The sequence below is a fragment of the Oleiagrimonas citrea genome (genome assembly GCF_012395255.1).
Taxonomy (GTDB): Bacteria; Pseudomonadota; Gammaproteobacteria; order Xanthomonadales; family Rhodanobacteraceae; genus Oleiagrimonas; species Oleiagrimonas citrea.
The window spans coordinates 436276-460946 of the sequence record NZ_JAAZQD010000003.1 but is presented as its reverse complement, the minus strand read 5'-3'; the positions used below and the strand labels follow the sequence as shown (position 1 = coordinate 460946).

Annotated in this window: 19 protein-coding genes; 8 read left to right on the top strand and 11 right to left on the bottom strand. The window is 64.9% G+C overall.

Annotated features, from left to right (window positions below; translation table 11 throughout):
* Positions 1 to 200 precede the first annotated feature (200 nt).
* The gene (locus HF690_RS09225; protein ID WP_240151693.1) at positions 201 to 1655 is read left to right on the top strand and encodes a tetratricopeptide repeat-containing sulfotransferase family protein; all 1455 of its coding nucleotides are present in this window, start codon (positions 201 to 203) and stop codon (positions 1653 to 1655) included.
* A gap of 74 nt (positions 1656 to 1729) precedes the next feature.
* Here HF690_RS09225 and HF690_RS09220 read toward each other — a convergent pair whose 3' ends face one another.
* The gene (locus HF690_RS09220) at positions 1730 to 3619 is read right to left on the bottom strand and encodes a S53 family peptidase (protein WP_168609225.1); all 1890 of its coding nucleotides are present in this window, start codon (positions 3617 to 3619) and stop codon (positions 1730 to 1732) included.
* A 605-nt stretch (positions 3620 to 4224) separates the two neighbouring features.
* On the opposite strand from HF690_RS09220, the gene HF690_RS09215 reads away from it, so the two are divergent.
* Positions 4225 to 5565: an MFS transporter gene (locus tag HF690_RS09215; RefSeq protein WP_168609224.1), complete on the top strand. Its 1341-nt coding sequence runs from the start codon at positions 4225 to 4227 to the stop codon at positions 5563 to 5565.
* Positions 5566 to 5601: 36 nt separating this feature from the next.
* On the opposite strand, the gene HF690_RS09210 is transcribed toward HF690_RS09215, so the two are convergent.
* Together HF690_RS09210 and HF690_RS09205 are read right to left on the bottom strand one after the other, a co-directional pair.
* Positions 5602 to 6753, bottom strand: coding sequence for an MBL fold metallo-hydrolase (locus HF690_RS09210; RefSeq protein WP_168609223.1), 1152 nt, complete (start codon positions 6751 to 6753; stop codon positions 5602 to 5604).
* Positions 6754 to 6842: 89 nt separating this feature from the next.
* Positions 6843 to 8096, bottom strand: coding sequence for a winged helix-turn-helix domain-containing protein (locus HF690_RS09205; RefSeq protein ID WP_168609222.1), 1254 nt, complete (start codon positions 8094 to 8096; stop codon positions 6843 to 6845).
* Between the two features lie 169 nt (positions 8097 to 8265).
* Between HF690_RS09205 and HF690_RS09200 the strand changes: the two genes are divergently transcribed.
* Entirely contained in the window at positions 8266 to 9135 is an 870-nt protein-coding gene (locus HF690_RS09200) for a CDP-diacylglycerol diphosphatase (protein WP_338042896.1), read from the top strand.
* A 170-nt stretch (positions 9136 to 9305) separates the two neighbouring features.
* Here the strand turns inward: HF690_RS09200 and HF690_RS09195 are convergent, their stop codons facing one another.
* The gene (locus tag HF690_RS09195; RefSeq protein WP_168609220.1) at positions 9306 to 10178 is read right to left on the bottom strand and encodes a hypothetical protein; all 873 of its coding nucleotides are present in this window, start codon (positions 10176 to 10178) and stop codon (positions 9306 to 9308) included.
* A gap of 234 nt (positions 10179 to 10412) precedes the next feature.
* On the opposite strand from HF690_RS09195, the gene HF690_RS09190 reads away from it, so the two are divergent.
* Positions 10413 to 12398, top strand: coding sequence for a CocE/NonD family hydrolase (locus HF690_RS09190; RefSeq protein ID WP_168609219.1), 1986 nt, complete (start codon positions 10413 to 10415; stop codon positions 12396 to 12398).
* A 107-nt stretch (positions 12399 to 12505) separates the two neighbouring features.
* On the opposite strand, the gene HF690_RS09185 is transcribed toward HF690_RS09190, so the two are convergent.
* Genes HF690_RS09185 through HF690_RS09170 form a run of 4 tightly spaced genes read right to left on the bottom strand, consistent with a single transcriptional unit; the run spans position 12506 to position 14493 of the window.
* Positions 12506 to 12865, bottom strand: a complete 360-nt coding sequence (locus tag HF690_RS09185) for a hypothetical protein (protein ID WP_113064764.1) — start codon at positions 12863 to 12865, stop codon at positions 12506 to 12508.
* A 52-nt stretch (positions 12866 to 12917) separates the two neighbouring features.
* Entirely contained in the window at positions 12918 to 13331 is a 414-nt protein-coding gene (locus tag HF690_RS09180) for a roadblock/LC7 domain-containing protein (RefSeq protein ID WP_113064763.1), read from the bottom strand.
* On the bottom strand, positions 13328 to 13864 hold the full coding sequence (locus tag HF690_RS09175; protein WP_113064762.1) for a GTP-binding protein: 537 nt from the start codon (positions 13862 to 13864) through the stop codon (positions 13328 to 13330). Before HF690_RS09175 ends, HF690_RS09180 begins: the two co-directional genes overlap by 4 nt.
* Positions 13861 to 14493: a hypothetical protein gene (locus HF690_RS09170; RefSeq protein ID WP_168609218.1), complete on the bottom strand. Its 633-nt coding sequence runs from the start codon at positions 14491 to 14493 to the stop codon at positions 13861 to 13863. The genes HF690_RS09175 and HF690_RS09170 overlap by 4 nt, the downstream gene beginning before the upstream one ends.
* A gap of 560 nt (positions 14494 to 15053) precedes the next feature.
* Here HF690_RS09170 and HF690_RS09165 point away from each other — a divergent pair.
* Both HF690_RS09165 and HF690_RS09160 read left to right on the top strand, forming a co-directional pair.
* Positions 15054 to 16598: a cryptochrome/photolyase family protein gene (locus HF690_RS09165; RefSeq protein WP_168609217.1), complete on the top strand. Its 1545-nt coding sequence runs from the start codon at positions 15054 to 15056 to the stop codon at positions 16596 to 16598.
* A 164-nt stretch (positions 16599 to 16762) separates the two neighbouring features.
* The gene (locus HF690_RS09160; protein WP_168609216.1) at positions 16763 to 17653 is read left to right on the top strand and encodes an NAD(P)-dependent oxidoreductase; all 891 of its coding nucleotides are present in this window, start codon (positions 16763 to 16765) and stop codon (positions 17651 to 17653) included.
* Between the two features lie 19 nt (positions 17654 to 17672).
* Here the strand turns inward: HF690_RS09160 and HF690_RS09155 are convergent, their stop codons facing one another.
* The 3 genes from HF690_RS09155 to ligA form a co-directional block, all read right to left on the bottom strand.
* On the bottom strand, positions 17673 to 18239 hold the full coding sequence (locus tag HF690_RS09155; protein ID WP_338042894.1) for a CcdC protein domain-containing protein: 567 nt from the start codon (positions 18237 to 18239) through the stop codon (positions 17673 to 17675).
* A gap of 108 nt (positions 18240 to 18347) precedes the next feature.
* The gene (locus HF690_RS09150; RefSeq protein WP_168609215.1) at positions 18348 to 19346 is read right to left on the bottom strand and encodes a cupin domain-containing protein; all 999 of its coding nucleotides are present in this window, start codon (positions 19344 to 19346) and stop codon (positions 18348 to 18350) included.
* 6 nt (positions 19347 to 19352) lie between these two features.
* Positions 19353 to 21755, bottom strand: a complete 2403-nt coding sequence (gene ligA / locus HF690_RS09145; protein WP_168609214.1) for an NAD-dependent DNA ligase LigA — start codon at positions 21753 to 21755, stop codon at positions 19353 to 19355.
* A gap of 141 nt (positions 21756 to 21896) precedes the next feature.
* On the opposite strand from ligA, the gene nhaD reads away from it, so the two are divergent.
* Positions 21897 to 23303, top strand: coding sequence for a sodium:proton antiporter NhaD (gene nhaD, locus HF690_RS09140; protein WP_168609213.1), 1407 nt, complete (start codon positions 21897 to 21899; stop codon positions 23301 to 23303).
* 130 nt (positions 23304 to 23433) lie between these two features.
* Positions 23434 to 24663: a cation:proton antiporter gene (locus tag HF690_RS09135; RefSeq protein WP_113064754.1), complete on the top strand. Its 1230-nt coding sequence runs from the start codon at positions 23434 to 23436 to the stop codon at positions 24661 to 24663.
* The last annotated feature ends 8 nt before the right edge of the window (positions 24664 to 24671 follow it).

Below are 24671 nucleotides of genomic sequence, written 5' to 3'. Positions count from 1 at the left end.
GGCATGCTCGGCGAGAAGACGCCTCGCCGCCCGCATCCGGACTTGAGACCATCCATCAGGCCACCTGAGAAACCATGATCGACTCCTCCCGAACCCGCACGCGTCTGATCAATGCCTTCAGGCAAGAAAACTGGCCCATGGTGCAGCATCGTGCAGCGAGCCTGCTGCAAAGCACTCCGGAAGACCCGGAACTGCATTTCATGGCCGGCGTGGCCTTCCTGCAAATGCAGCATGTGCCCAACGCCGTGGACGCACTGAGCAAGGCCGTGGAACTCGACGCGCAACGCGCGGATTATTTCGCGTATTACGCCCGCTCACTCGCCTTGGCCCGACGGCTTCCCGAGGCATGCGCGGCGGCCGACGAGGCCCTTTCGCGCGATCTCCAGGACGCGCGCCTCCTGAACATGCTCGGACACGTGTACATGCAGGCCCATGCCATTGCCTCCGCCGTGACGGCTTTCGAGCGCGCACTGGCACGGCAGGAGTCGTTCGCTCCCTTCCACTTCGACCTTGGCTACGCGCTTGCCGCCCAGGGCGAGGTGAAGCGTGCCGAACAGGAACTGGAAGCCTGCATCCGACTCGATCCGCGCCATTGGGCCGCGCATCTGAGTCTGTCCAAATTGCAGCGACAGACGCCTGAAAGTCAGCACCTGGAAAGATTGCAGTCGCTCATCCGGCAACATGACAGAGATCTCGGTGCACAGATCTTCCTCAACATGGCGCTGGGAAAAGAGCATGAGGATCTGGCCGACTACCCGCAGGCCTTTGCGCATTTTGCGCGAGGCAAGGCCGCCGCGCGAAGCTCACGCCCGGCTTCGGCCGAACGCGACAAAAGCATGTTCGACGCGCTCGTGCGCGCCTTTCCCGATCGCATGGAAAGCTCCAGAGAAGACGGGACCGCCCACGCACCGATCTTCATCGTCGGCATGCCGCGTACCGGCACGACCCTCCTCGACCGCATCCTATCCAGCCACCCGCAGGTGTATTCCGCCGGCGAACTGCAAAACTTTTCGACGGTGCTGCAACGCGCATCCGGCAGCCCTGTCGCGCTGCTGTCCACCCCGGACATCGCCGCTACCACCCGGCACATCGATTGGAAACAACTGGGCGAGGATTACATCGAAAGCACCCGCCCCGGTACGGACGCCGCGCCGCGCTTCACCGACAACATGCCGCACAATTTCCTCTATGCCGGCTTCATCGCGCGCGCCCTGCCGCAGGCTCGCATCCTGTGCCTGCGACGCGACCCACTGGACACCTGCCTCGGTAATTTCCGCCAGCTCTTCCGGCTGGAGTCGGGCTTCTACGATTACTCGCTCGATCTGCTCGATACCGGCCGCTACTACATCCAGTTCGATCGCCTGATGCGGCACTGGAACGAAGTGCTGCCGGGACGCTTGCTGGAAGTGTCCTATGAATCGCTGGTGGAAGATCCGGAAACCGAGATACGCCGGACCCTGGCATTCTGCGACTTGCCCTGGGATGAAGCCTGCCTGCATTCGGAAAACAACGCCGCCCCGGTGAACACGCCCAATGCCTGGCAAGTGCGCGCCCCGATCTATACCAGCGCAGTCGGCCGCTGGCGACGCTATGCGCCGCAACTGGGGGAACTACGTGCGTTGCTCGAGGATGCCGGCATCACGCTGGCGGACTGAACGCGGGAATACCGGTGCTGCAAAAAATGCGCCCGTCCAAATCGGACGGGCGCATAGAGTGCAGACGATGTCACTCAGTGACCGTGATGATGACCGCCATGGCCATGATGGCCATGGCCATTGTGCGTACTGAGCAGCACGGCCAGTCGAGCCACATCCGGCGTGCCGACACCGGTAGCCTGGTCATAGCCGGGCACGCCCTCCCAGTACCAGTTGTCACCGTCGGTGATGTCGTGGAACGGCGAGTCCGGGCCGTAACCGTAACGACGCAGCATCTGATAAAGCTGCGGCGCCAGCAGACCGATCCGACCGCCATTGCGCTGATTGACCAGCGCCGCCACACCGTTCAACTGAGGCGCCACAAAGCTGGTGCCGCCATATCCCTGAAGCAGACCACCGTCAGCACTGGAATAGACTAGGTACCCCGTGAACGGATCGGCGTTCATGGAAATATCCGGCACGTTGCGACCCGCATACCCGGCACGCAGGTCGAGATAATCGACCGTCGGATTCACGTCCAGCTCGGTCATGCTCTGTCCCGGCTCGCTACGACGTACACCGGCGATGCCGTACTGGTACCACGGTCGATGCCAGTACACGCTGACGCCGCCGCCGCCACCTTCCGAGAAGACCCCGGCCTCGATCGGCGAGAGGCCATAGCAGGTCTGATAGAAATCGGCCAGATAGCCCCACGACCAGGCGCGCTCGCCCTGGACGTCGATGGGGTACGTGCCCGATCCGCAGCGACCGGTCAGCGAAACCGGCTCGGTCGTACCGCCCGCCGCCGTCATGTAGGGCGAACTGGCCGGCCAGTCGACCGTCAACGGCGTAGTGAAATACGGCGCCGGCAGCGAACGATTGGTGTCATAGGCACCCGAATCACCACTGGCGGTGAACAGCGTGATGCCCTGCACCGCAGCCTCCATGAACGCCTGATTCAACGCCTTCATGGTGTTGGTGTAATCGACGCCGCCGTTGAGCTCGGGATAGTAGAAAATCTCCGGCAGGCCCCAGCTGTAGGACAGGGTATCGACACGGTTGTCAGACACGATCTGATAGAACATGTCGATGCCGCCCTGACTGCCGTTCGGCGCATCGTAGACGATCATGTCGGCATACGGCGCCAGGCCACCGGCCTGCTCCACGTCCAGCGAAGTTTCACCGGAACCCGCATCTGCGCCGAAATCGCCGCCGCCATCGACATGGATCTTGGTGATGCGGTCGGCCTTGCCCGGCAGACCGATCAGGTTCCAGTAGGCGTATGCATCGTCCTTCAGAAAATCCGCGTAGGTGGCGATACCCAGCGTGACGCCGGAACCGGTAGTGCCTTCGGCGTACATCGGGTTGATGTTGTACAGATTGGCCACGTCCGCAACGGTGTACTGCCCGGGAACGCCGGTGGCGATGGTGTTGCTGCCCGGGACAAGCTGCAGCGCATCGGCATGCGTAATATGCGCCTTCGAGGCGTGCATCGGTCTGAACTGATATTCATTGCTCAGGCCGACGACGGCGATGACGTCGTTGTCGAGCAGCAACCGCGGCATGTGCGGCTGATGCCGCGGACGATGGAAATGATGCCGGCGATGCGGATGATGACGGACGTCATCCTCCTTGTAATTGTCCATCTGCGTCTGCAGGACCAGTTCGAACGCACTGGACGGACCGCTGACCGTCATGGCCAGATGATCCTTGAAAACCTTGTCGACCTTGAGGCCGTAGCTCTCCAGATATCGCTGGGTCACTCGCAGCTGACCCGGAGACGGCGCGTAATGCGTCACGAATTCGCGCAACGAGAGAAAATCGCGATAGTGCGGACTTCCCGGCGTGACGGTTTCCTGGATATAGCGCTTCAGCTGCTCCTCATGGCGAACGCCGAAGACGATAGTGGTGGTGATGGTCTCGTCCGTAGGACCGAGTTGTTGCGTGTCGGCATGCGCCGGCTGCGAGACAAGAAGCCCCGCCATGCCTGCCGCCGAAGCAAACAGCAAGGAAAATAACGTACCCCGAATCATGGTGCCCCTCCGCTGGTGAATATGAAATTCCTCGACGTTGTGCATGGCCGTGCAGCACACTTTTCCCCCCTATGCTCCGGCCCGGCACGCATTGCGCGTGCATCACAACGCTCATCAGATATAGGGTCGCGCGTGCTTCCGTGTCAAGAAATATCCAGGAATGCGTTATCCACAAAAGTGGATAACGCGATTCGATTTTCTGGAAAGAAACTTCGTTTCGAGATCATGCATACATGACGAAATGAATGTCCGAACCAGCTCTGCCGAACGCGTGGTTTTAGTCGGCAGCTCATCGGTGGCACGTCGAAAAGCTCGCCGCGGCGCTTCCCGCGCGCTCACGATGAGCCAAGTCACTACGTCACGATGCCGCCAAGCATGGCGACGAGCGACGCGTGCTGCCGCACGAAGTAAACCAGCCTGACCGATACGCACGCGCACTTGGCTGAACCACGACGTGCACACGCCGCCTTCGCTATGCTTGCCGGAACGCCTTTTCAACGGGGAAGTTCAGGCATGGGCACGATGACGAACCGCTACGCTGCGGAGCACATCCGGACATGAGCGCGGAAACAACCTGCGCCACCGAAGCATCCGGCCTGTTGCGGCGACAGGATGTGAAAACGCTGGCGCTCTCCGCGCTGGGCGGCGCGCTCGAATTCTACGACTTCGTCATCTTCGTGTTCCTGGCCGGCGCGATCGGCCAACTGTTCTTCCCACCGGAAACCGCCGAATGGCTGCGCACGCTGCAGACCTTCGGTCTGTTCGCCGCCGGCTATCTGGCGAGACCGCTCGGAGGCATCGTGATGGCGCACTTCGGCGACCGCCACGGCCGCAAGCGGATGTTCATGCTCAGCGTGCTCCTCATGGCGCTGCCGACACTGGTGATCGGACTGCTGCCGACCTATGCATCCATCGGCTATGCCGCCCCCTTGCTGCTGCTGGCGATGCGGGTGCTGCAGGGGGCTGCTGTGGGCGGTGAAGTGCCGGGCGCCTGGGTGTTCGTCTCCGAGCATGTTCCACCCCAGCGCGTCGGCCTGGCCTGCGGTGTGCTGACCGGCGGACTGACGGCGGGCATTCTGCTCGGATCGCTGATCGCCGATGTCGTGCACGGCGCCTTTGGCGACGATGCCGTGCTGCACTGGGCGTGGCGCATCCCGTTTCTGGTCGGCGGCGTATTCGGCGTTCTCGCCGTGGTGCTGCGACGCTATCTGGCCGAAACCCCCGTATTCCGCGCCATGCGCGAACGTCAGGCGCTGGAGCGTCGCCTGCCGCTGAGCGTGGTCCTGCGTCATCACCGCCGCGCCATCGTGATGTCGATGCTGATGACCTGGATGCTGACGGCAGCCATCGTGGTGGTCATCCTGATGCTTCCCGCCCTGATGCCCAAATTGTTCGGCATTACTCCCGCCACCGCTCTACGCGCGAACACCGCGGCGACCCTGGCCTTGACCCTCGGCTGCGTGCTGACCGGCCTGGCCGTCGACCGTTTCGGCCTTCGCGTCACACTGGGCACGGGCGCAGCCGGTCTGGCCGCGACGACCTACCTGCTGTTCGCCGCCCTGGCCGCAGGCACCTCGCATCTCACCGCGCTCTACGCATTGACGGGGCTGTTCGTGGGCATGGTCGCCACCGTACCCGTCGCCCTGGTGCGCAGTTTCCCGCCAGCCGTGCGCTTCTCGGGCATCTCCTTCGCCTACAACGTCGCGTACGCTCTTTTCGGCGGACTCACACCCCTGGCCGTCTCATTCTGGCTGCGCAACGAAGCGATGGCTCCGGCGCATTATGTGGCGATTCTCTGCCTGCTCGGAGTCGCGATCGCTCTCAGCGGCGCATTGCCCACATCAGGGACTGCATCACTCTGCACGGACGCCGATACGGGAAACAGACCCGTCTCCTGAAGCGCCAGGCGCATCCGAACACCGCGAACGACCGGATCAATCCAGTGGCCAGGGCACCTTGCCGGACAGCGTGTCCGCTTCCGAGGCTTCCGCCGCGCTATCCGGAGGAGTGGAGATTGCTTCTGCGCCCGGTGCGTCGGACCGCTGTGACGTCCGCCACCATGCCTCGGCCGGACGACGCTCCGCCGGCTGCACGGCTTCGCCCAAGCGGGGAAGCAGCAAGTGCGAATGGTTCGGGTCGGCCTGCGCGAGAAGCGTTTCGACCGGCTGGTCCCAATCGTGCGTCGACAAGGCGAAGGTGCCCCAGTGCACCGGCATCAGGACACCGCCACCCAGCATGCGATGGGCAGTCAGCGCATTGTCCGGCCCCAGGTGGATATCGCCCCAGGATGGATGGAACGCGCCCACTTCCAGCATGGTCAGGTCGAACGGACCAAGACGGTCGCGGATGGCCTCGTACTCGGTCGTCAGACCGGTGTCGCCGCTGAAGAAAACCCGGTGCCGTTCGCCTTCGATCACCATCGAGGACCACAGCGTCATATTGCGATCTTTCAGCCCTCGACCCGAGAAATGCTGCGAGGGCGCGGCCGTCACGCTGAGTCCCGTGCCTGGTACGCGATGACGCTGCCACCATGTCAGCTCGGTGATGCGCTCGGCAGCGATGCCCCAGGCTTCCAGGTGTGCGCCGACGCCCAGCGAGGTGATGAACGGCACACTCGATTTCGCCAGCGCGCGGATGGTCGGATAGTCCAGGTGATCGTAGTGATCATGCGAGATGACCACGGCATCGATCTCGGGCATCTGTCGCAGACTCACCGGAACCGGCTGGAAACGGCTGGGACCGAGCAGACGGAAAGGCGAGGCACGCTGCCCCCACACCGGATCGGTGAGCACGCGGTATCCATCGATTTCGATCAGGACCGTGGAATGTCCCAGCCAGGTCACGCGCAGTCGGCTGTCGGCGCGACGGGCCCATGCCTCGCGCGGATCCATCGACGGCAACGGCTGCGGAGGCCGCCGACCTTCGTCCGTGCGCAGGAAATCGCGCAACGTGGGACGTGTGGCGTCGGCATCGCGAAGTCCGGGAAGCACCGGATGCACATTGCGCAGACGTTCACCATCCCACTGCGGAAGATCATGCAAACGCTCCAGGCGCTCGCCCCGTGACTGACTGCCGAACGAACGCATGCCCGCTCCAGAATTCGTAATGTTAGAGAGATATGGGCGCAAAGCCGGACGCATGCAAGACTCGGACAGGCCGCCGGCAACTGCACGGCCTACGAAGGCCGACTCAGCAAGGGCTCGAGGGCCGTTCTGATCGTTGCGGGATCGCTGGCCGTCACTACGACGTGCGGAGTGCGGTGCCACTGCGCGCAATTCCGCAGCGCTTTTGCGATGCCCCGCAGCACGCCATCACTGGCCCGTACGCCAGCTTCCATGTGCAAGGCGCGCACTTCGAACACCCCTTCCCGCCGATGCGCCTTGGCATCGACGCGTGCGACCAGTCGCCCGCGGTGGAGAAGCGGCAGCACGAAATAGCCGTAGCGGCGTTTGTGCGTGGGCGTGTAGCACTCCAGCGCATAGTCGAAATCGAACAGTTCGCGCGCCCGGGTGCGGTCCCAGACCACCGGATCGAAAGGCGACAGCAACGTGCTGTGCGTGGCGCGCAGGCGTCCCGCCGCGACACGTCCGAGCAGCGACGCATGATCGCGATGCACCAGCGCCGGGCCATCCCAGCCGCGGACCTCGACCTGCAATACCTCGTTCTGGTCGATCAATGCCTGCAGCAAGGAATCCGGCACCCTGCCCTGGCGGTGATAGTCGCCCACCCATGACGGTCGTGCGATGCCGAGCGCACGAATGGCATCGGCGGTCATGCACATGCGCGCGCGGTCCGGCGTCCATGCCTCCGAATCCGGCACGACCATGTTCGAAAGCACGCGTTCGGTCACATCGTAGACGCGCTGGAACCGCTCACGTCGCGCCACCATGACATCGCCCAGTGCGAACAAGGCTTCCAGTCCCTTCTTCTCGATACTCCATTCCCACCATCCGGGCGTCCGCGGCTGCCGTTTCTCCAATTCTCCCGCGCGCAGGGGCCCCTGCTCGCGCACCTGTTCGAGCAACTTGTGCAAGGTGGAACCATGCTCACGGCGCATACGATGAGCGCTGCGAAATGCCCAATGTCGCTCGCGCAACGAGCGTGCCGCCTCGTGCAGCGGGAAGTCCCCGGATGGCGCAAAACAGGCCTCGTGAGCCCAGCACTCGAAAAGCCGCCCATCGGCCAGCGCTTCGTCGAGCCATTCCTGCGGATAACCGCCCAGACGTGAAAACAGCACCAGATAGGGGCTGCGCGCCACCACGTGGATACTGTCGATCTGCAGCATGCGCATGCGCGTGATCGCGGTGACCACATCTTCGCGTCGGGCGCGGCGCACGGGCGGGTGCAGCAAACCTTGCGCGGCCAGATGCAACGCCCGAGCCTGACTCAGGGACAGAACCTCGCGACGTGCGGAAACCGGCAACGTCATGCTCGCCCCGGGGGACGGAAGCATGGCACGGAGATTTGGCGTGAAGGAGGCATCAGACAGCGTTTCCTGCATTCAGACGTTTGCAATATAGTCGAACACCTTGCGTCCGCACTGAAATGCCAGGCATGCCGGCGCTTCGGAACAGCCCCTCATCGCGAATACCCCCGCCATGCAACGATTCACGCACCTCATGCGCAGACGCTTTTTCCATCGATTCCGACCGCTGCTCCCCGGCCTGCTCGCCCTTCTCGTGTGCGCGGCATGCGCGACCGCGAAGCCTGCGACCACCGCTGCCCCACCGCACCGCGAAAACCCGGATATTCTCTGGCACTTCATTCATGATCGCTGCATGCCCACGGCGACCCAGGGCATCTATCCGCCGGCCCCATGCACCGCAGTGGTCGACGCCGAGCATCCATCGCGCGGCTATGCCGTCTTCAAGGATCGCGCAGGACGCTATCAGTACCTTGTGCTGCCGCTGGCGCGCATCACCGGCATCGAGAGTCCGAAACTCCTCCGTCCCGACGCGCCCAACTACCTGGCCGATGCCTGGCTCGCGCGCATGTATACCGAGGCGGCGCTAGGCCGTCCTGTTCCGCGCGAGGATATCGCGCTGGTCGTCAATTCCGCCCACGGCCGGTCACAGAACCAATTGCACATCCATGTCGACTGCGTGAAACCGTCCGTGCGGGAAGCCTTGCAGCACGCGCTACCGCATCTGACCCGCACATGGAACATGCTGCCGATGCGTCTTCCCGACGCCCATGGCAGGCGCTACATCGCACGTTGGGTGGAAGGCAAACGCCTCACCATCAACCCCTTCGCGGCGCTGGCCGGACATCTCGGCGACAAGGATCAGATGCAGTGGCACAGCCTGGTCGTGGCCGGTGCGCGACGTGTCGACGGAACCCCCGGTTTCATCCTGCTCAGCACACGCGCCGAAGCGGACGCCACCCCGGAAAATCACAAGAACAACGGCAACAGCGATAATCTGCATGATCGGAGCTGCGCCATCGCGCGACCCGACCCGAAAAAATGACGATTGCCGACGAGGCACAACAATCGGTCTACCCGCATCGCTGCTCGCGCGCATGCAAACCCGGCGGGCGAATCTCTTCGTCCGCCGGGCCTTCTGCACAAAATCGATGCAGTACGTGCATACGCGGTCACTGAGGCGAGTTCACACCGCGTACTTTCATCCCGCACTCTTCAGCGCACGGTGGCGCAACCACCTGCGTCACACGATCCAGGCGATATGCCGCCCATCGGAGCCAGGTCAGAAGTCAGCGAAGTCGATCGCACGCGCATCGCCACATAGCTGAGTCGGCTGCCGTCCACCGGGCTCTCCTTCACGACTCGCATCATGTTCCCTCCGGGAAGCACGTGCACGGTGGTGATGCCGACTACCTGCCCCTCGTGCCGGGTCTGCATACGCACACGATGCGGCGCCAGTTTCTCCACCGAGACGCTGCTGACCAGATGCGAGCCGGTGTACGGCGCTTCGCTGCCGTCCATGCGCGCGACGAAAGCGTGGCCGCGCGGATCGTTCATCTCCATGCGACGGCCGTTGACGTTGTAGGTGAAGGCGCGCCTGCTGTTCGAGACGCTGGTGTATACGGCCTTGTGCCAGTTCCCCGAGACCGGGTGCGCATCACCGGAGGCCATGCCGTCGCGATGATGACGGAACTTGCTGATCACGGGGTTCTTCCCCGAAAAATCCTGATAGGTCACTTCAGCGAGCGCATTGTCTCCGTTCATCTCGCGAAGGGTATTGGCGACCATGATGCCGTTCTTGCGCTCGGTGATTTGCACCTTGTGGGCATCGATCACCAGAACCGCCATCTCATCCCGTCGGGGATCGGACGGAACGGCATGGAAGGCGCCGTCTGCCGGAAGGCTGAAGGACGGTGTGCAGCTTTGGCATTCGTAGATGCCGTCCTTGATCACGAATGCATGCGGATGAGAGGCCCGGATCGTATTCGCATCCACTTTCCAGATGCCATGAAGCGGGCTTTCTCCAGCGACTACCGCCAAGGGGACCAGCAGGAACACGGCGGCCAGAACCAAGACTTTGGTTTTCATGATGCATGTCTCCGCGAAGAGGACCATGCGATCACCCTGGATGGGGAAGATATACCGTACCGCTACCCCTCCCCCCGGTCTACGGGACTAAAGGCACATCCCCGATGTTTGCTCCACCCTGCCGAAAACCGCGCAACGGCTGCGCCCCCACGTGCATGACGCTCCGGAGCGCCCCGCGTGCAGCGGGTGGGAATGTTGCCTATAGTCGGGACATCTTCAAGGGGAGGATTTTGCATGCGGACCGTCAAGGCTCTACGCGTATTTGTCGCCGCGTCATGGATTGCACTGTTCGCGGCCCCCTGGGTGCCGGCCCATGCATCCACGAGCAGCACGAAGAAAAAGGACGACGCCAAGGCCCGGCGCATCGCCAAGCGCGAGGCGGCGGAAAAAACCCTGGAACGCATGGCCATCATCGACCGCAAGGTGATGATCCCGATGCGGGACGGCAAACGGATGTCCGCTGACATTTATCGTCCCAAACACGCCAAGGGCAAAGTGCCCGTCATTTTCTGGCGCACGCCATACAACACCAACTACTGGGACGTCACCCAGAAGGCTCCCGGCCCCTACCTGGAACAAGCCGTCACAGCGGTCCGCCACGGGTACGCCTTCGCGCTGGTCAGCGAGCGCGGCCAGTTCTTCTCGGAAGGCACCTACGACATCCTCGGCGCACCGACCACGGACGGCTCCGACGAGATCAAATGGCTGGCGTCGCGGCCCTGGTCCAACGGCAAGATCGGCACGATGGGCTGTTCGTCCTCGGCCGAATGGCAGCTGGGCGTGGTCGCGCGTAACGACCCTGCCTACACCACCTTCAACGTGCAGGGCTTCGGCGCGGGCGTCGGACGAGTCGGTCCGTACTACGAACAGGGCAACTGGTTCCGCGGCGGCGCCTACCGCATGCTGTTCACGGAGTGGCTCTACTACGAGCAGAATCCGCTGCGGCCGATGTTCCCGCACAACATGTCGCAGGCGGACCGGATCCGGGCGGCGAAAATGTACGACCTGCAGCCCCACTACCTCGACGTCGACTGGGAGAAGGCGTTCTGGCACCTCCCGGTTCGCGACATCATCAAGCACTACGGCGGTCCACCAGGCATCTACGCCGATCACATGCCGGTCGCAACCGGCGGCGACATGATCGACCGCACACCGAACGACCCGGCCTGGTACAAGGGCGGCCTGTGGAACGACAGCATGCCGATCAAGAAACCCGGCCTGTGGTTCATGAGCTGGTACGACGTCTCGGTGTCGCCGAATCTGGCCGCGTACAACTTCGTGCGACGCACCGCGCCCAAACCCGTCGCCAACGAGCAGTACGCCGTCATCGCCCCTTCCCTGCACTGCGCCTATTCGCTGTCGAAGAAGCACACCAAGATCGGACAGCTCGATGTCGGCGATGCGCGCTTCGACTATGACAAACTCATCTACGCCTGGTTCGACCATTTCCTGAAAGGCGAGCACAACGGCATCCTGAAGAAGCAGCCGAAGGTGATGTACTACCTGCTCGGCAAGAACGTGTGGATGCATGCCGAGACCTGGCCGCCGGCGGGCACGACGCAACGGACCTTCTACCTGCGCAGCGGTGACAAAGCGAGCGACGGCACGCTGTCCGCGAGCACGGTGATCAAAGACCTCCCCGATCGCTTCACCTACGACCCGGCGGACCCTGTCGGCACGCATGGCGGATGCTGCATCGGCAAGTTCAAGCAGTGGGGTGCGGTGGACCAGACGCCGTATGAGAACCGCAAGGATGTCCTGGTCTATCAGACCGCGCCGTTCAAGAAGACCATGGTCGCGACCGGACCGATCGACGTCACGCTCTACGTGTCTTCGGACGCCCGGGACACCGATTTCACCTACAAGGTCATGGACGTCTACCCGGACGGCAAGGCCTACAATCTCACCAGCAACATCCAGCGCATGCGCTACCGGAACGGATACAACAAGCCACCGGTCTGGATGAAACCCGGCGAGGTGTACGAGGTGCGCTTTCAGCCAAGCGACATCGCCGATGCCTTCCTGCCCGGCCATCGCCTGCGCGTGGAGATCAGCAGCAGCGACTTTCCCCGCTTCGACCGCAACCTGAACACCGGCGGCAACAACGAGACGGGCACGCACTGGGTCGTCGCCCACAACGCCGTGCATCACGACGCGCGTTACCCGTCGTCCATCACGTTCACGGTTCTTCCGAAGACCACGGTCGACTCGAAGCACTGAATGGAGGCGTCCGCCCCGCGCGATGGATTTCGCGTGGGGCGGCACATTCCCTGCACCGTCCCAGCGCTACGCCCGCATGCGGCGCAGCGCTGCGAACAGCCGGTGAATTACAGCTCGAGCCCCTTCTCGACCTCCAGCACCTTGCGACGGGCCAGCGCGAGATTGGACTTGTTCCGATCCAGCACGACATAGAGGAACAACCCATCCTTCGAGGCGATGGGTCGGATGATGTGATACGCCTTGTGCAGCGAGATCAGTACATCCTCGATCTCGTCATCCAGCTTCAAGGCATCCATCGTGCGCATCTTGGCGCGAATCACCTCGGTATTGCCCGCGGCGGCCGCTTCCATGTCGATTCCCGAACCGGCCTCGCCCAGGAGCATCCCGCTGCTGTAATCGACCAGCGACACGGCTTGTGCGCCGTCGATGGACAGCAGTTCCTGCAGCGATTCGGACAGATTGGACATCTTCGTTCCCCTTCTTCGGTTGAATGTTCGCCACGAACGATCGTGACCGTTGTCAGGCCGAGGAAAGCGTCGCCGCGATTTCCCTGGCGCATTCGCGGGCGGCCCACAGGACCTTGCCCATCACGCTTTTCTGCGAGCAGGCGACCATGAGCAGCAAGGGTTCGCGCGCGCTGCTGATCGCCAGCATCAGGACCTTGCCGTTCTCGGCGTCGAGCATCAGCGCCTGCAACTCGCCCAGCGCCAGCTCGCGGCCGATGGCCGAAGCCAGCGCCAGCATGGAGCTGGTCATCGCAGCGAGCTTTTCCTCGCTGACCTGGGAAGTGCTGGAATGAGCGATGGCGAAACCGTCGACACTGGCCACGACCGCCGCGCGGATGCCGACGAGTCCGCTGGCCAGGGTATCGAGATGTTTCTGCAGATCGGCGTGTTGCGTGCTTACCGGCGTATCCCTTGCCGTGGATTTCATGCGCACCCCATTTCGGCGGATTCGATTTCGCTGACCAGCATGTCCATGAGCATCAGCACCTGTTCCTCGTTGCGTGCGTCGACAGGCGCCAGCGGCACGCGGCCGTCGATGGCGGTTTCGGCATCCATGAGCACGCGCTCCGCCCCCTCCTCGACCAGATCCAGTCGACTGAGGCCGATGACGATCGGCATGTCGCCGGCGTCGCGCGCCACGCTCAGGTAGCGCTCCACTTCCGCCTTCACCGGTTCGCGCGTGGCGTCGACCATGATCACTACGCCGGCCGCGCCCTTCAGCAGGGACGGCCAGACGAAATCGAAGCGCGTCTGTCCCGGCGCGCCGTACAGACGCAGACGGTCACCGTCCGGCAGTGCGATGTCGGCGTAGTCGAGCGCCACGGTCGTGGTCAGCTTGTCCGAACTCGGATCGGTGTTGGCGACATCCGTATCGACGATGTTGCCCGCGGCAATGGCGCGCACCAGCGTGGACTTTCCCGCACCCATCGAACCGAGCACCACGATCTTGTGCTCCCTCACGAAGCCGCCCTCTGCGCTTCGCGCACGCTGCGCCACCAATCCGCCAGGCGCGAACCGCCATGACGCCAGCCGACCTTCGCCGCATGCGCCGACGACGCTTCGGCGGGCCGCAGCTCCGCACACCCGGCCACGTATGCAGCGTGGGCGAAGGCCTGGGTCTGCTCCATGTCGATGCCCAGCATGTCGACACACTCGCGCGCACTGCTGGGACGCCTGAGCATCAGCGAACAGAGACGGAAGTGATCGTGACGGTGGGCCAGCAGGTGAAATCCCGGCCAGCGCCGAAGCCGCACGACGGTATCGGCGTCGATCTCGGCAATCCGGTGCTCTGGTCCGGCGTCCAGCGCCGCATCCCAGAGCAGGCTGGAAAGCGCCTGACTACGACGGTCGCGAACTCGCTCGTTCACGTTCGGGTCGACGCTCTCGCTCAGGCGAACCTCGCGGGCCATCGCGGCGAGATGCTGACCTAGCCGGCGCTCCTCCGGCGGTCCGGCTCCGAGACAGGAAACGCGCTGTGCCTTGAAATCGACGTGGAACACCGCGACGGCGCCGTGCAGAAGCGTGGCCTGTCCGGTCCCGCGGGCCGCACCCTCGCGCAGCGACTGCAACACGGGCCCTAGACCGCTCACGCCGGAATCGGTCGCTGGCATGGATTCGGAAAGATCGGGAGGGGAAGATATCGGGGAAATCGGGGAAACCGCGCCTGCGGGTCCGGCGCTGCGGGGAAGCCGCCACAGAGGATCGCGATGGCGGAAAAGCGGGCGCACACGCACATCCCGGTCATGCTCGGACGCTGCGTGGGGCGCAGCGTCACTCGGGTACTCGTTCTCCACTGCGCACCCCCTTCATCATCCTGATAACGGCACGGTCATGCATGACACGCCATGCAGGGCATGACGCCTGTCGAACGTTCTTGCGACTCTAGTTAGCCTTCGAAACGAAATCGGTTTTGTGACCGGATAGGCACTATTTGCAATACGCACACCACCCATAGACCGTACTGGGCCCACCCCTCGCTCACGCAAGAAAATACGATCCCGCCAGCCGATTCGAATGAGGGAGATCCCCTCGCGTACGCGAAAACACAACGCGTGAAATCGGGCATCATCGCCTCTTTCGGGTGCGGTTGGCCCCATCCGGGGCCCGATCTCGCCATCCCGATGCGAACCGGACATACGGAGCAGTAGTCATGCGCCATCTCGTCGTCGTACTGGGCGACCAACTGGACAGGCACTCCCCCGCGCTGGCGGATATCGATGCGGACAAGGACGCGGTGTGGATGGCCGAATGTGCGGCCGAGGCGACGCACGTCTGGAGCCATAAGGCGCGCATCGCGCTGTTCCTCTCCGCCATGCGCCATTTCCGCGATGCGCTGCGCGACGAGGGCCTGACGGTGCACTACACCGAACTCGACCCCGCGTCCGAGTTCGGCTTGATCGCACTGCTGGAACAGGACCTGGAACGCCTGCAGCCGCGCAGGGTGCTGGTGGTGGAACCCGGTGAATGGCGCCTGCGCGAAGCGCTCCTCGACCTGCGGCGACGCCTCGAAGGACGCATCGAGGTGGCGCTGCGCGAAGACACCCACTTCCTGTGCCCCCGCGCCGATTTCGAGCACTGGATGCAGGGACGCCGGCAGCCGCGCATGGAGCACTTCTACCGCCGCATGCGCCGCGAACACGACATCCTGATGCAGGACGACGGCACGCCGGTCGGCGGACAGTGGAATTTCGATCACGACAACCGCTCCGCCTTCGGCCGCGACGGGCCGCCTTCGGATCTGCCCGACCACCTCGGCTTCGAACCGGACGCGCTCACGCGCGAGGTACTGACGACGGTGCAGGATGCGTTCTCCCGCCATCCTGGCTCGCTGGAGCACTTCGCCTGGCCGGTGACCCGCGCCCAGGCGCTGGACGCACTGGAGGACTTTGTCGCGCATCGCCTGCCCTGCTTCGGACGCTGGCAGGATGCCATGTGGGACGGCCTCCCGCCGCGGCGGGGTGCGCTCTACCACGCCCGACTGTCGGCCGCGCTGAACCTCAAGCTGCTCGGTCCGCGCGAAGTCTGCGAAGCCGCATGCCGGGCGCTGAAACGCGGCGACGCGCCAATCGAGGCGGTCGAGGGCTTCGTCCGGCAGATCCTGGGCTGGCGCGAATACGTGCGCGGCCTGTACTGGCAGCGCATGCCCGAACACGCCCGCGACAACGCGCTGGACACGCACGTCGCGCTGCCCGATTTCTACTGGACCGGCGACACCGACATGCACTGTCTGCGTGCGAGCCTGCGTGACACGCTGGAGACCGGGTACGCCCACCACATTCAGCGGCTCATGGTGACCGGACTGTACGCGCTGCTGCTCGGCGTCGAGCCGAGCCAGGTGCACGCCTGGTACCTGGCCATCTACGTCGACGCCGTGGAGTGGGTAGAACTGCCCAACGTGATCGGCATGTCGCAATGGGCCGACGGCGGCATCATGGCCTCCAAACCGTATATCGCCAGCGGCAAGTACATCCAGCGCATGAGCAACTACTGCGCACACTGCCGCTTCCGACCGGACGACACCACCGGTCCGCGCGCCTGCCCGGTCAGCGTGCTGTACTGGGATTTTCTCGACCGGCATCGCGAGCGCTTCGCCGAACACCCACGCATGAAACTGCAGGTGCGCAACCTGCAGCGCCGCGACGCGCAGGAAATGCAGCGCATCCGCGAACAGGCGCTAACGCTTCGCGGAGAATGAGTGTGGATCGCCGCGCGCCGATGCACGCGCGGATCGATCATGCATCGGCGGCACGTACCGCTCGACCGACGTCTGGTCGAAAGACGCCACACCGATCCACCGTACGTACAGACGCCGCATGAAATAATCCGGGTTTCCCCGCAACGCATCGCAAGGAGTCCCTCATGCACGTCGGATTCATCGGACTGGGCGCCATGGGTCAGGGCATGGCCGCCAACCTGCTCTCCGCCGGACACACCGTGACCGTCTGGAACCGCTCGCAGGCACCGTTGGACGCACTGAAATCGCAGGGCGCACACATTGCCGAAACGCCCGCGCAGGTCGCATCCGGGGGCGTGGTGCTGAGCATGCTGGCCGACGATGCGGCCGTCCGCGCCGTGCTGCTGGATGGCGGCGTACTCGATGCGCTGCCGACCGGCGGCGTGCACGTCAACCACGCGACCATCTCGGTGCGACTGGCGCGCGAACTGAGCGACCTGCACACGGCGCGCGACGTGCACTATGTCGCCGCGCCGGTGTTCGGCCGTCCCGACATGGCTGCGGCGGGCAAGTTGCATGTCGTGTGCGCAGGCGACCGCAACAGCCTCGAGCGCGTGCAGCCTCTGTTCGATGCCGTCGGCCAGCGCACCTGGCCGCTCGGTGACGATCCGGTACGCGCCAGCGTGGCCAAGATCGCCGGAAACTTCATGCTGGCCTCGGCCATCGAGAGCATGGCGGAAGCCTCGGCGCTGACCCGCGCCCACGGCATCGAGGCCGCCGATTTCCTCGAGATCATGACGCAGACGCTGTTCGCCGCGCCGGCCTACCAGGGCTACGGCAAGCTGATCGCCGAATCGCGCTACGAACCCGCCGGCTTCCCGGTGCGTCTGGGATTCAAGGATGTCGGGCTGGCGCTCGAAGCCGGCGACGACGCTCGCGTGCCCCTGCCCTTCGCCGGCGTGGCGCGCGAGGCGCTGCTGGAAGCGCTGGCCGGCGGCGGCGGCGAACGCGACTGGGCGTCGCTGGCGACCGTCGCCGCGCGGCGCGCGAATCTGGACGATCGCGACAAGAACTGACCCCAGCGCGGTCCACGCATCAGGCGGGCGGCTCGGGCATGGGCGCCGCCTCGTTGCGCCGGGTGCTGCGTTCGCGCAGAAAGCGGCGGTGATGCATCAGCAACCCGCTGTAGTAAACGATGTAGTACCCGACCAGCAGACCGAACACCAGCAGCGTCAACGGCGTCGAGGCATGCTGGATCGGCGTCATGCCGGCGGCACGCGCGCTGTCCTCGACCTGCGGCCAGACCACGATGAAGCGCCATGACAGTCGTCCCAGCAGCACGGCGGTCAGCAACGCGCCGATCCAGCGATTGGGGATATAGCAATCGCCGCGCTGCGGATCCACGGTCCAGGTCGTCAGGCGCAATCCGACCAGACCGACCACGGCGCCGAGTGCGACGCCGCCCACCAGCCCTTCCAGCAGGTGCAGATCGCGCAGTCCGCTCAGACCAAGCAATGCGGCCAGCACGGCCAGGATCGCGATCCGCGCGAGCATGCGTTTGCGACGCACCGGCTGACGGCCGAACTGCCGGCTGATGCGGCGCCAGATCAGCAGCGCCACGAGAGGCACCGCCATCGCATAGGTCATCCAGTGAGCAGACACCGATTCATCCTCCTGATAGATCGCAGATCAGCCTAGCCGAATGCAGATCCGCCGACGTCTGCCGGAAGGCACGGATGCCGCGCGCCGTCGTGCCCACCGAACCGTCAGTCAGGATTGCAGCGCCTGCGGCGACAGGCAGACATCCAGCCATTCGGTATCGGCGTCAACGGCCTCGAACTTCGACGCATCCGTACCGACGAGCAGGCATGCTCCGTCGGCCGACAGTTCCCGCAGCGCACCGTCCACGCCATGGATACGCAGCCGCCCGCGCAGCACGAACACGAACCGCGCACCGCCTTCCGGAAGCCATGCCGGCGCGCTGCATGCCTGCTCCGAATTTGCGCGCAGGACCCGAACATCGGCCACGCCGTCGGTCGCCTCCGCGATACCCGTGTCGCGATACAGACAGTGCGACGCCGACGCAGCCTGCCAATGAGCCTCGGTCGCCACGGCGCGCACGAAACGCTGCCCGCCGAACAAACGCTGCGGACGCCGCTCCGAAGTCGGCAGCGTCAAGGCGTGATCGCGCCAGGTTTCATGCTCGGCGGGGCAGCCGACCTCCACCACTTCCAGTCCCGGCGACGCCTCCAGCACACGGTGCCGGATCGTCGGCGGCTGCAGCACACAGTCGCCCGCCTGCATCACGAACGGCGGCCCCTGGTCCTCGTAGACCACGCGCACCCAGCCGCGACGGCAGAAGATCATCTGGAAGCCGACCCGGTGATAGTGCACGTAATCGGGCACCGGCCCGCCTTCGGGAATGCGAATATGCGAGGCGATGACGCGCCCGTCCCACCGGCCCGGAATCAGGTCGCGGTACTGCATCCCGGCGCGTCCGACGATCCAGTCGGTCGAAGCGACGGCATCTCGCTCTGCCGGAATGGTCTCCGCTCCGCCTTCGGCATCATCGGGATGCGCTGCGTGCTCAACGCGCCGCAGACCCAGCGAGAGGCCGTATCCGGACAGTTCCGCCATGCGCGGTGCATCGGCCGGCATGATCATGTCCAGCCGGAAGCCCAGCTCGTCCGTGTAGCACGCCAGCGAAGCGTCCAGGTCGGCGCAGGAAATCGTGACGCGCAGCGGCGTCGCCGGTTGCGGATCAGTCATGATGTCTCACGCCTGCGCACCTGCGTGCTCGGTCAGGAAATCCTGCAGTTTCGCCTCGTCCCAGACCGCGACACCGAGCGACTCCGCCTTGGCCAGTTTGGAACCGGCCGACTCGCCGGCAACCACGAAGTCGGTCTTCTTCGACACGCTGCCGCTGACCTTCGCACCCAACGCTTCGAGCTTTTCCTTCGCCTCGTCGCGGGTCATCGTCGACAGCGTACCGGTCAGCACGACGGTCTTATTCGCCAGCGGCTGATCGGCTTCTTCGGCGCCATCGGACGCCGGCACGGCGTCGAGCAGACGCCGCATCGCGGCCTCGGCCTTGCGCAGCCGCGCCACGCGCTTCGCGTCGGCCAGGACATTTTCCAGTCCGGCCACCGCCGGTTTCGGCAAGCCGGCCGAACTCCAGTGCGCGGGACCCGCCTCGATCAACGCGTCCAGGGTAGGAAACTGCTCGGCCAGACGCGCGGCGTTGGTCGGTCCCAATCCCTGTATGCCGGCCTGATTCAGCAGCACCTTGAAGTCAAGCCGTTCGCCAAGCAGCGGCGACGGTGGGCCGACGTCGCTGAATTCGATACCCGCCGCCAGCAGCTGGTCGAGCACGTCGCGGTTGCCCGACTGCTGGAAGAAGGCCGCGATCGAAGTCGCGACCTCGCTGCCCACGTCAGGCAGAACGCGCAGGATCTGCGCCGGCATGGCCTCGATCATTTCCAATGATCCCAACCACTTGGCGAGAGTTTTTGCCGTACTTTCGCCGATGTGCATGATGCCCAGGGCGAACAGAAAACGCGCCAGCGTGGTGTGCTTGCTGGCCTGGATCGCCGCCTCCAGATTCTCTGCCCACTTGGTGGCGATCTTGCCCTGCTTGACGGTTTCCGGCGTGGTGCCGTCGCGTTCGTCGGCGCGGCGCTTCATGTCGAGGAAATCCTCGACTGTCAGGCCGTAGAGGTCGGCAGGGGTGTGCACGATCTCGAGTTCGACCAGCGCGTCGACGTAGCGCTCGCCCAGCCCGTCGATGTCCATCGCCTTGCGCGAGGCGAAATGGATCAGCGCCTCCTTGCGCTGCGCCGCGCAGATCAGGCCGCCGGTGCAGCGGTAGACCGCCTTGTCGTCCTCGCGCAGCAGCTCGGAGCCGCATACCGGACAGGTCTCGGGCATGCGCCACGGCTGCGCGTCCGGCGAGCGGTGCTCGGGCACCACGCGCACAACCTCGGGAATGACATCGCCGGCGCGGCGCACGATCACGGTGTCGCCGATGCGCACGTCCAACCGCGCCACTTGGTCGGCGTTGTGCAGGGTGGCGTGCGTGACGGTGACGCCACCGACCTGCACCGGCTGCATCCGCGCGCGCGGCGTGGCCGCGCCGGTGCGGCCGATCTGGATCTCGATGTCCTCCAGCACGGTCATCTCTTCCTGCGCCGGGTACTTGTGCGCGATGGCCCAGCGCGGCGCGCGCGAGACAAAGCCCAGTTCGCGCTGGCCTTCGTAGTCGTCCAGCTTGTAGACCACGCCGTCGATGTCGTACGGCAGACTGTCGCGCTGCGCACCAATGCGGCGGAAATAAGCAATCAGGCCCTCGAAGCCCATGGCGGTGTCGACCAGCGGCGATACCGGAAAGCCCCAGTCGCGCAGGCGCTGCAGCGTGGCCGAATGCGTGGCCGGCAGTTCGCCGCCTTCGACGACACCCACCGCGTAGGCGAAGAAGCTCAAGCGCCGTTGCGCGGTCTTGGCCGGGTCCAGCTGGCGCAGCGAGCCGGCCGCGCCGTTGCGCGGGTTGGCCAGTGGCTTGACGTCGTGTTCGCGCGCCCAGGCATTGAACGCCTCGAAATCCTTGCGCAGCATGATGACCTCGCCGCGCACTTCCAGCACGTCCGGCCAGCCCTCGCCGCGCAGCCGCAGCGGGATCGCACGCACGGTGCGCAGGTTGGCGGTGACGTCCTCGCCGGTCTCGCCGTCGCCGCGCGTGGCGCCCTGCACGAACACGCCGTGCTCGTAGCGCAGGCTGATGGCCAGACCGTCCAGCTTCGGCTCCACCGAGAACACGGGGTCCTTGCGGCCCAGGGTCTGCTCGACGCGGCGCACGAAATCGCCGACCTCGGCGAAGCGCGTGGCGTCGTCGTCGCCCTCCTGCTCGAAGGCGTTGCCCAGCGACAGCATGGGCATGGCATGACGTACCTCGGCGAAACCGCCTTCGGCGCGCGCGCCGACCTTGCGCGAGGGCGAATCAGGACTCGCCAGTTCCGGGTGCGCGGTCTCCAGTTCGTCCAACTCGCGCAGCATGCGGTCGTACTCGACGTCGGGAATATCCGGATCGTCGAGCACGTGATAGCGGTAGTTGGCGTCTTCGAGGCGCTTGCGCAGCGCTTCGACGCGCTGCGCGGGATCGGCGTGGGCAGAATCGTTCGACATCGATGCACTTTCCTTCAATGACCCGCGAAGTGTACCTGCCCGCACACCGCAGGCTGACAGCGAACCGGCAAACCGCGTACCTTTGCAGCATTGCGTCCCGCGTCCGCGCGCGGACGCGACGATTCAATGCAAGGACCCCGCATGCGCTCGATCATCGCCCTCTTCGCCCTGGCGCTCGCGCCGACGGCCGCCATGGCCGAATCCACCGAGGCGAACTTCCACCTGACCCACCATCCGATCGGCTGGCTGGCGCTGCTGTTCTTCGTGCTGGCCTACGCCGCCGTGGTCGCCGAGGAACGCATCCAGATCGCCAAGTCCAAGCCGGTGCTGCTGGCCGCCGCGCTGATCTGGGGCATGCTGGCGTGGAAGGTCGGCGCCGGTCACGACGCGGCCTCGCCGGTGAAGATCGCCTTCGAGGGCATGTTCCTGGACTACTCGGAACTGTTCTTCTTCCTGGTGGTGGCGATGACCTACGTCACCGCCATGGGCGAACGCGGCGTGTTCGAGGCGCTGCGCGCGCAGATCACCAAGCGGCATTTCAGCTACCGGCAGCTGTTCTGGATCACCGGCACCCTGGCGTTCTTCCTGTCGCCGATGCTGGACAATCTGACCACCGCGCTGGTGATGTCGGCGGTGATTCTCGCGCTGGGCGCGGGCAACGCGCGCTTCATCACCCTGGCCATGATCAACCTGGTCGTGGCGGCCAACGCCGGCGGTGCCTGGAGCGCGTTTGGCGACATCACCACGCTGATGGTGTGGCAGGCGCACAAGGCCCAGTTCGCCGACTTCTTCGCCCTGCTGGTGCCGTCGCTGGTCAACTGGCTGGTGCCGGCGCTGGCGATGAACTTCGCGGTGCCGCGCGGCAAGCCGGAGGGCCTGTCCGGCGAGGCGCACATCAAGCACGGTGGCATCGGCATCTGCATCAGTTTCGCGCTGACCATCTTCATGACCGTGGTCGGCAAGCAGTGGCTGGGCATGCCGACCGCATTCGGCATGCTAACCGGCCTGGCGCTGCTGAACCTGGTGGCCTCACGCATCGACCGCCGTCTGCGCCGCTACGCCCTGGCCAACGGCCAGGTCAAAGTCGAGGAAAAGGGCTATTCGATCTTCAAGATCATCGCCAACGCGGAGTGGGACACACTGCTGTTCTTCTACGGCGTGTTCGCCTGCGTCGGCGGGCTGGCCGCGATCGGCTATCTGGAAATGGCCTCGCGCCTGCTCTACGGCGGCATCGGCTTCACTCTGGCCAACACCGGCATGGGCCTGCTGTCGGCGATCATCGACAACATCCCGATCATGTTCGCGGTGCTGAAGATGAACCCGCCGATGGATCTGGGCCAGTGGCTGCTGATCACCCTGACGGCCGGCGTCGGCGGCAGCCTGCTGTCGGTCGGCTCGGCCGCGGGTGTGGCGCTGATGGGCGTGTCACGAGGTCTGTACACCTTCCGCACCCACCTGAAGTGGAGTTGGGCCATCGCGCTGGGCTTCGTCGCCAGCGTGCTGGTGCATCTGGCCTTCGACGCCATGCATCTGTTCGGCGTGTCCTGAGCGCTACATCCACCGACGACCGCAGGCATCCCCAATCTGGGGGCGCGCCGTGCGGCCGAACGCGCATGTTTTGGCGGCCTTCGCTCATGTAGGATCGGGGCAACGCCACTCCTGACGGAATCGTTCCGCCATGCATCACGCCAGTGACATCCTGCTGACGCTCTTCATCATCTTCGTCGCCGCCCAGGTCGGCTCGGAAATCGCCCAGCGCTTGCGCATGCCGGGTGTGGTCGGCGAGATCGCCGCCGGCTGCATCATCGGCCCGTCCTTGCTCGGCTGGATCGCGCCGGCGCAGATCGCTGCCGGCCAGCCGCTCGACGCGCTGGCCGAAATCGGCGTGGTGCTGCTGCTGTTCTCGGTTGGCCTGGAAACCCGGCTGGAAGACCTGAAGAAAGTCGGCAAGAGCGCCTTCCTGGTCGGCGTGCTCGGCGTCATCGTGCCGTTCATTGCCGGCGTGCTGTGGGCGCATGGGTCGGGCTTCGCCTGGGTCAAGTCGATGTTCGTGGCCGCGGCCTTCGTCGCCACCTCGGCCGGCATTACCGCGCGCGTGCTGCAGGAACTGGGCGTACTGCGGCGCACGGAGAGCCGCGTCATTCTCGGTGCGGCGGTGATCGACGACATCCTCGCCATGCTGCTGCTGGGCGTGGTGTCCTCGCTGCAGGGCGGCGGCGAGATCAATGTGCAGTCGTTGCTGTTCACGCTGCTGGGCGCGATCGGCTTCCTGGCCATCTTCGGCTGGGCCGGCACGCAGATGGCGCGGCGGCGCTCCTACTGGCTGGACAAGCCGATCAGCTCGCATTCGCCGCTGACCATCGTCCTGGCGCTGTGTCTGGGCCTGGCCTTCCTGTCGACGAAATTCGGCCTGGCCGCCATCATCGGCGCGTTCCTGGCCGGCATGATCGCTTCCGAGACCAAGCAGCGCGAGACCCTGGAAAAGCGCATGCAACCGCTGCTGGCGCTGCTGACGCCGTTCTTCTTCGTGGTCACCGGCGCAAAGATCAACCTCAACGAACTGGCCAGTTGGGACGCTGTGTGGATGCTGATCGTGGTGACCGTCATCGCGATCCTTTCCAAATTGCTGGGCGGTTTCCTCGGCGCACTGGCGCTGGGCAAGCGCGGCGCGACCATCGTCGGCTTCGGCATGGTGCCGCGCGGCGAAGTCGGCGTGGTGATCGCGGCGCTGGGCTTGGCTGCCGGCGTATTCAGCGAGCGCGTCTACGCGGTGATCGTGGCGATGTCGCTGCTGACCGCCGTGGTCACGCCGCCAGTGCTATCGATGCTACTCAAGCGCAGCCCGAGCGAACCCGAACCACCCACCGAGGACGGCGACGCGGCGACATCCGGCCACAGTCACGAGTGACCCGCCCA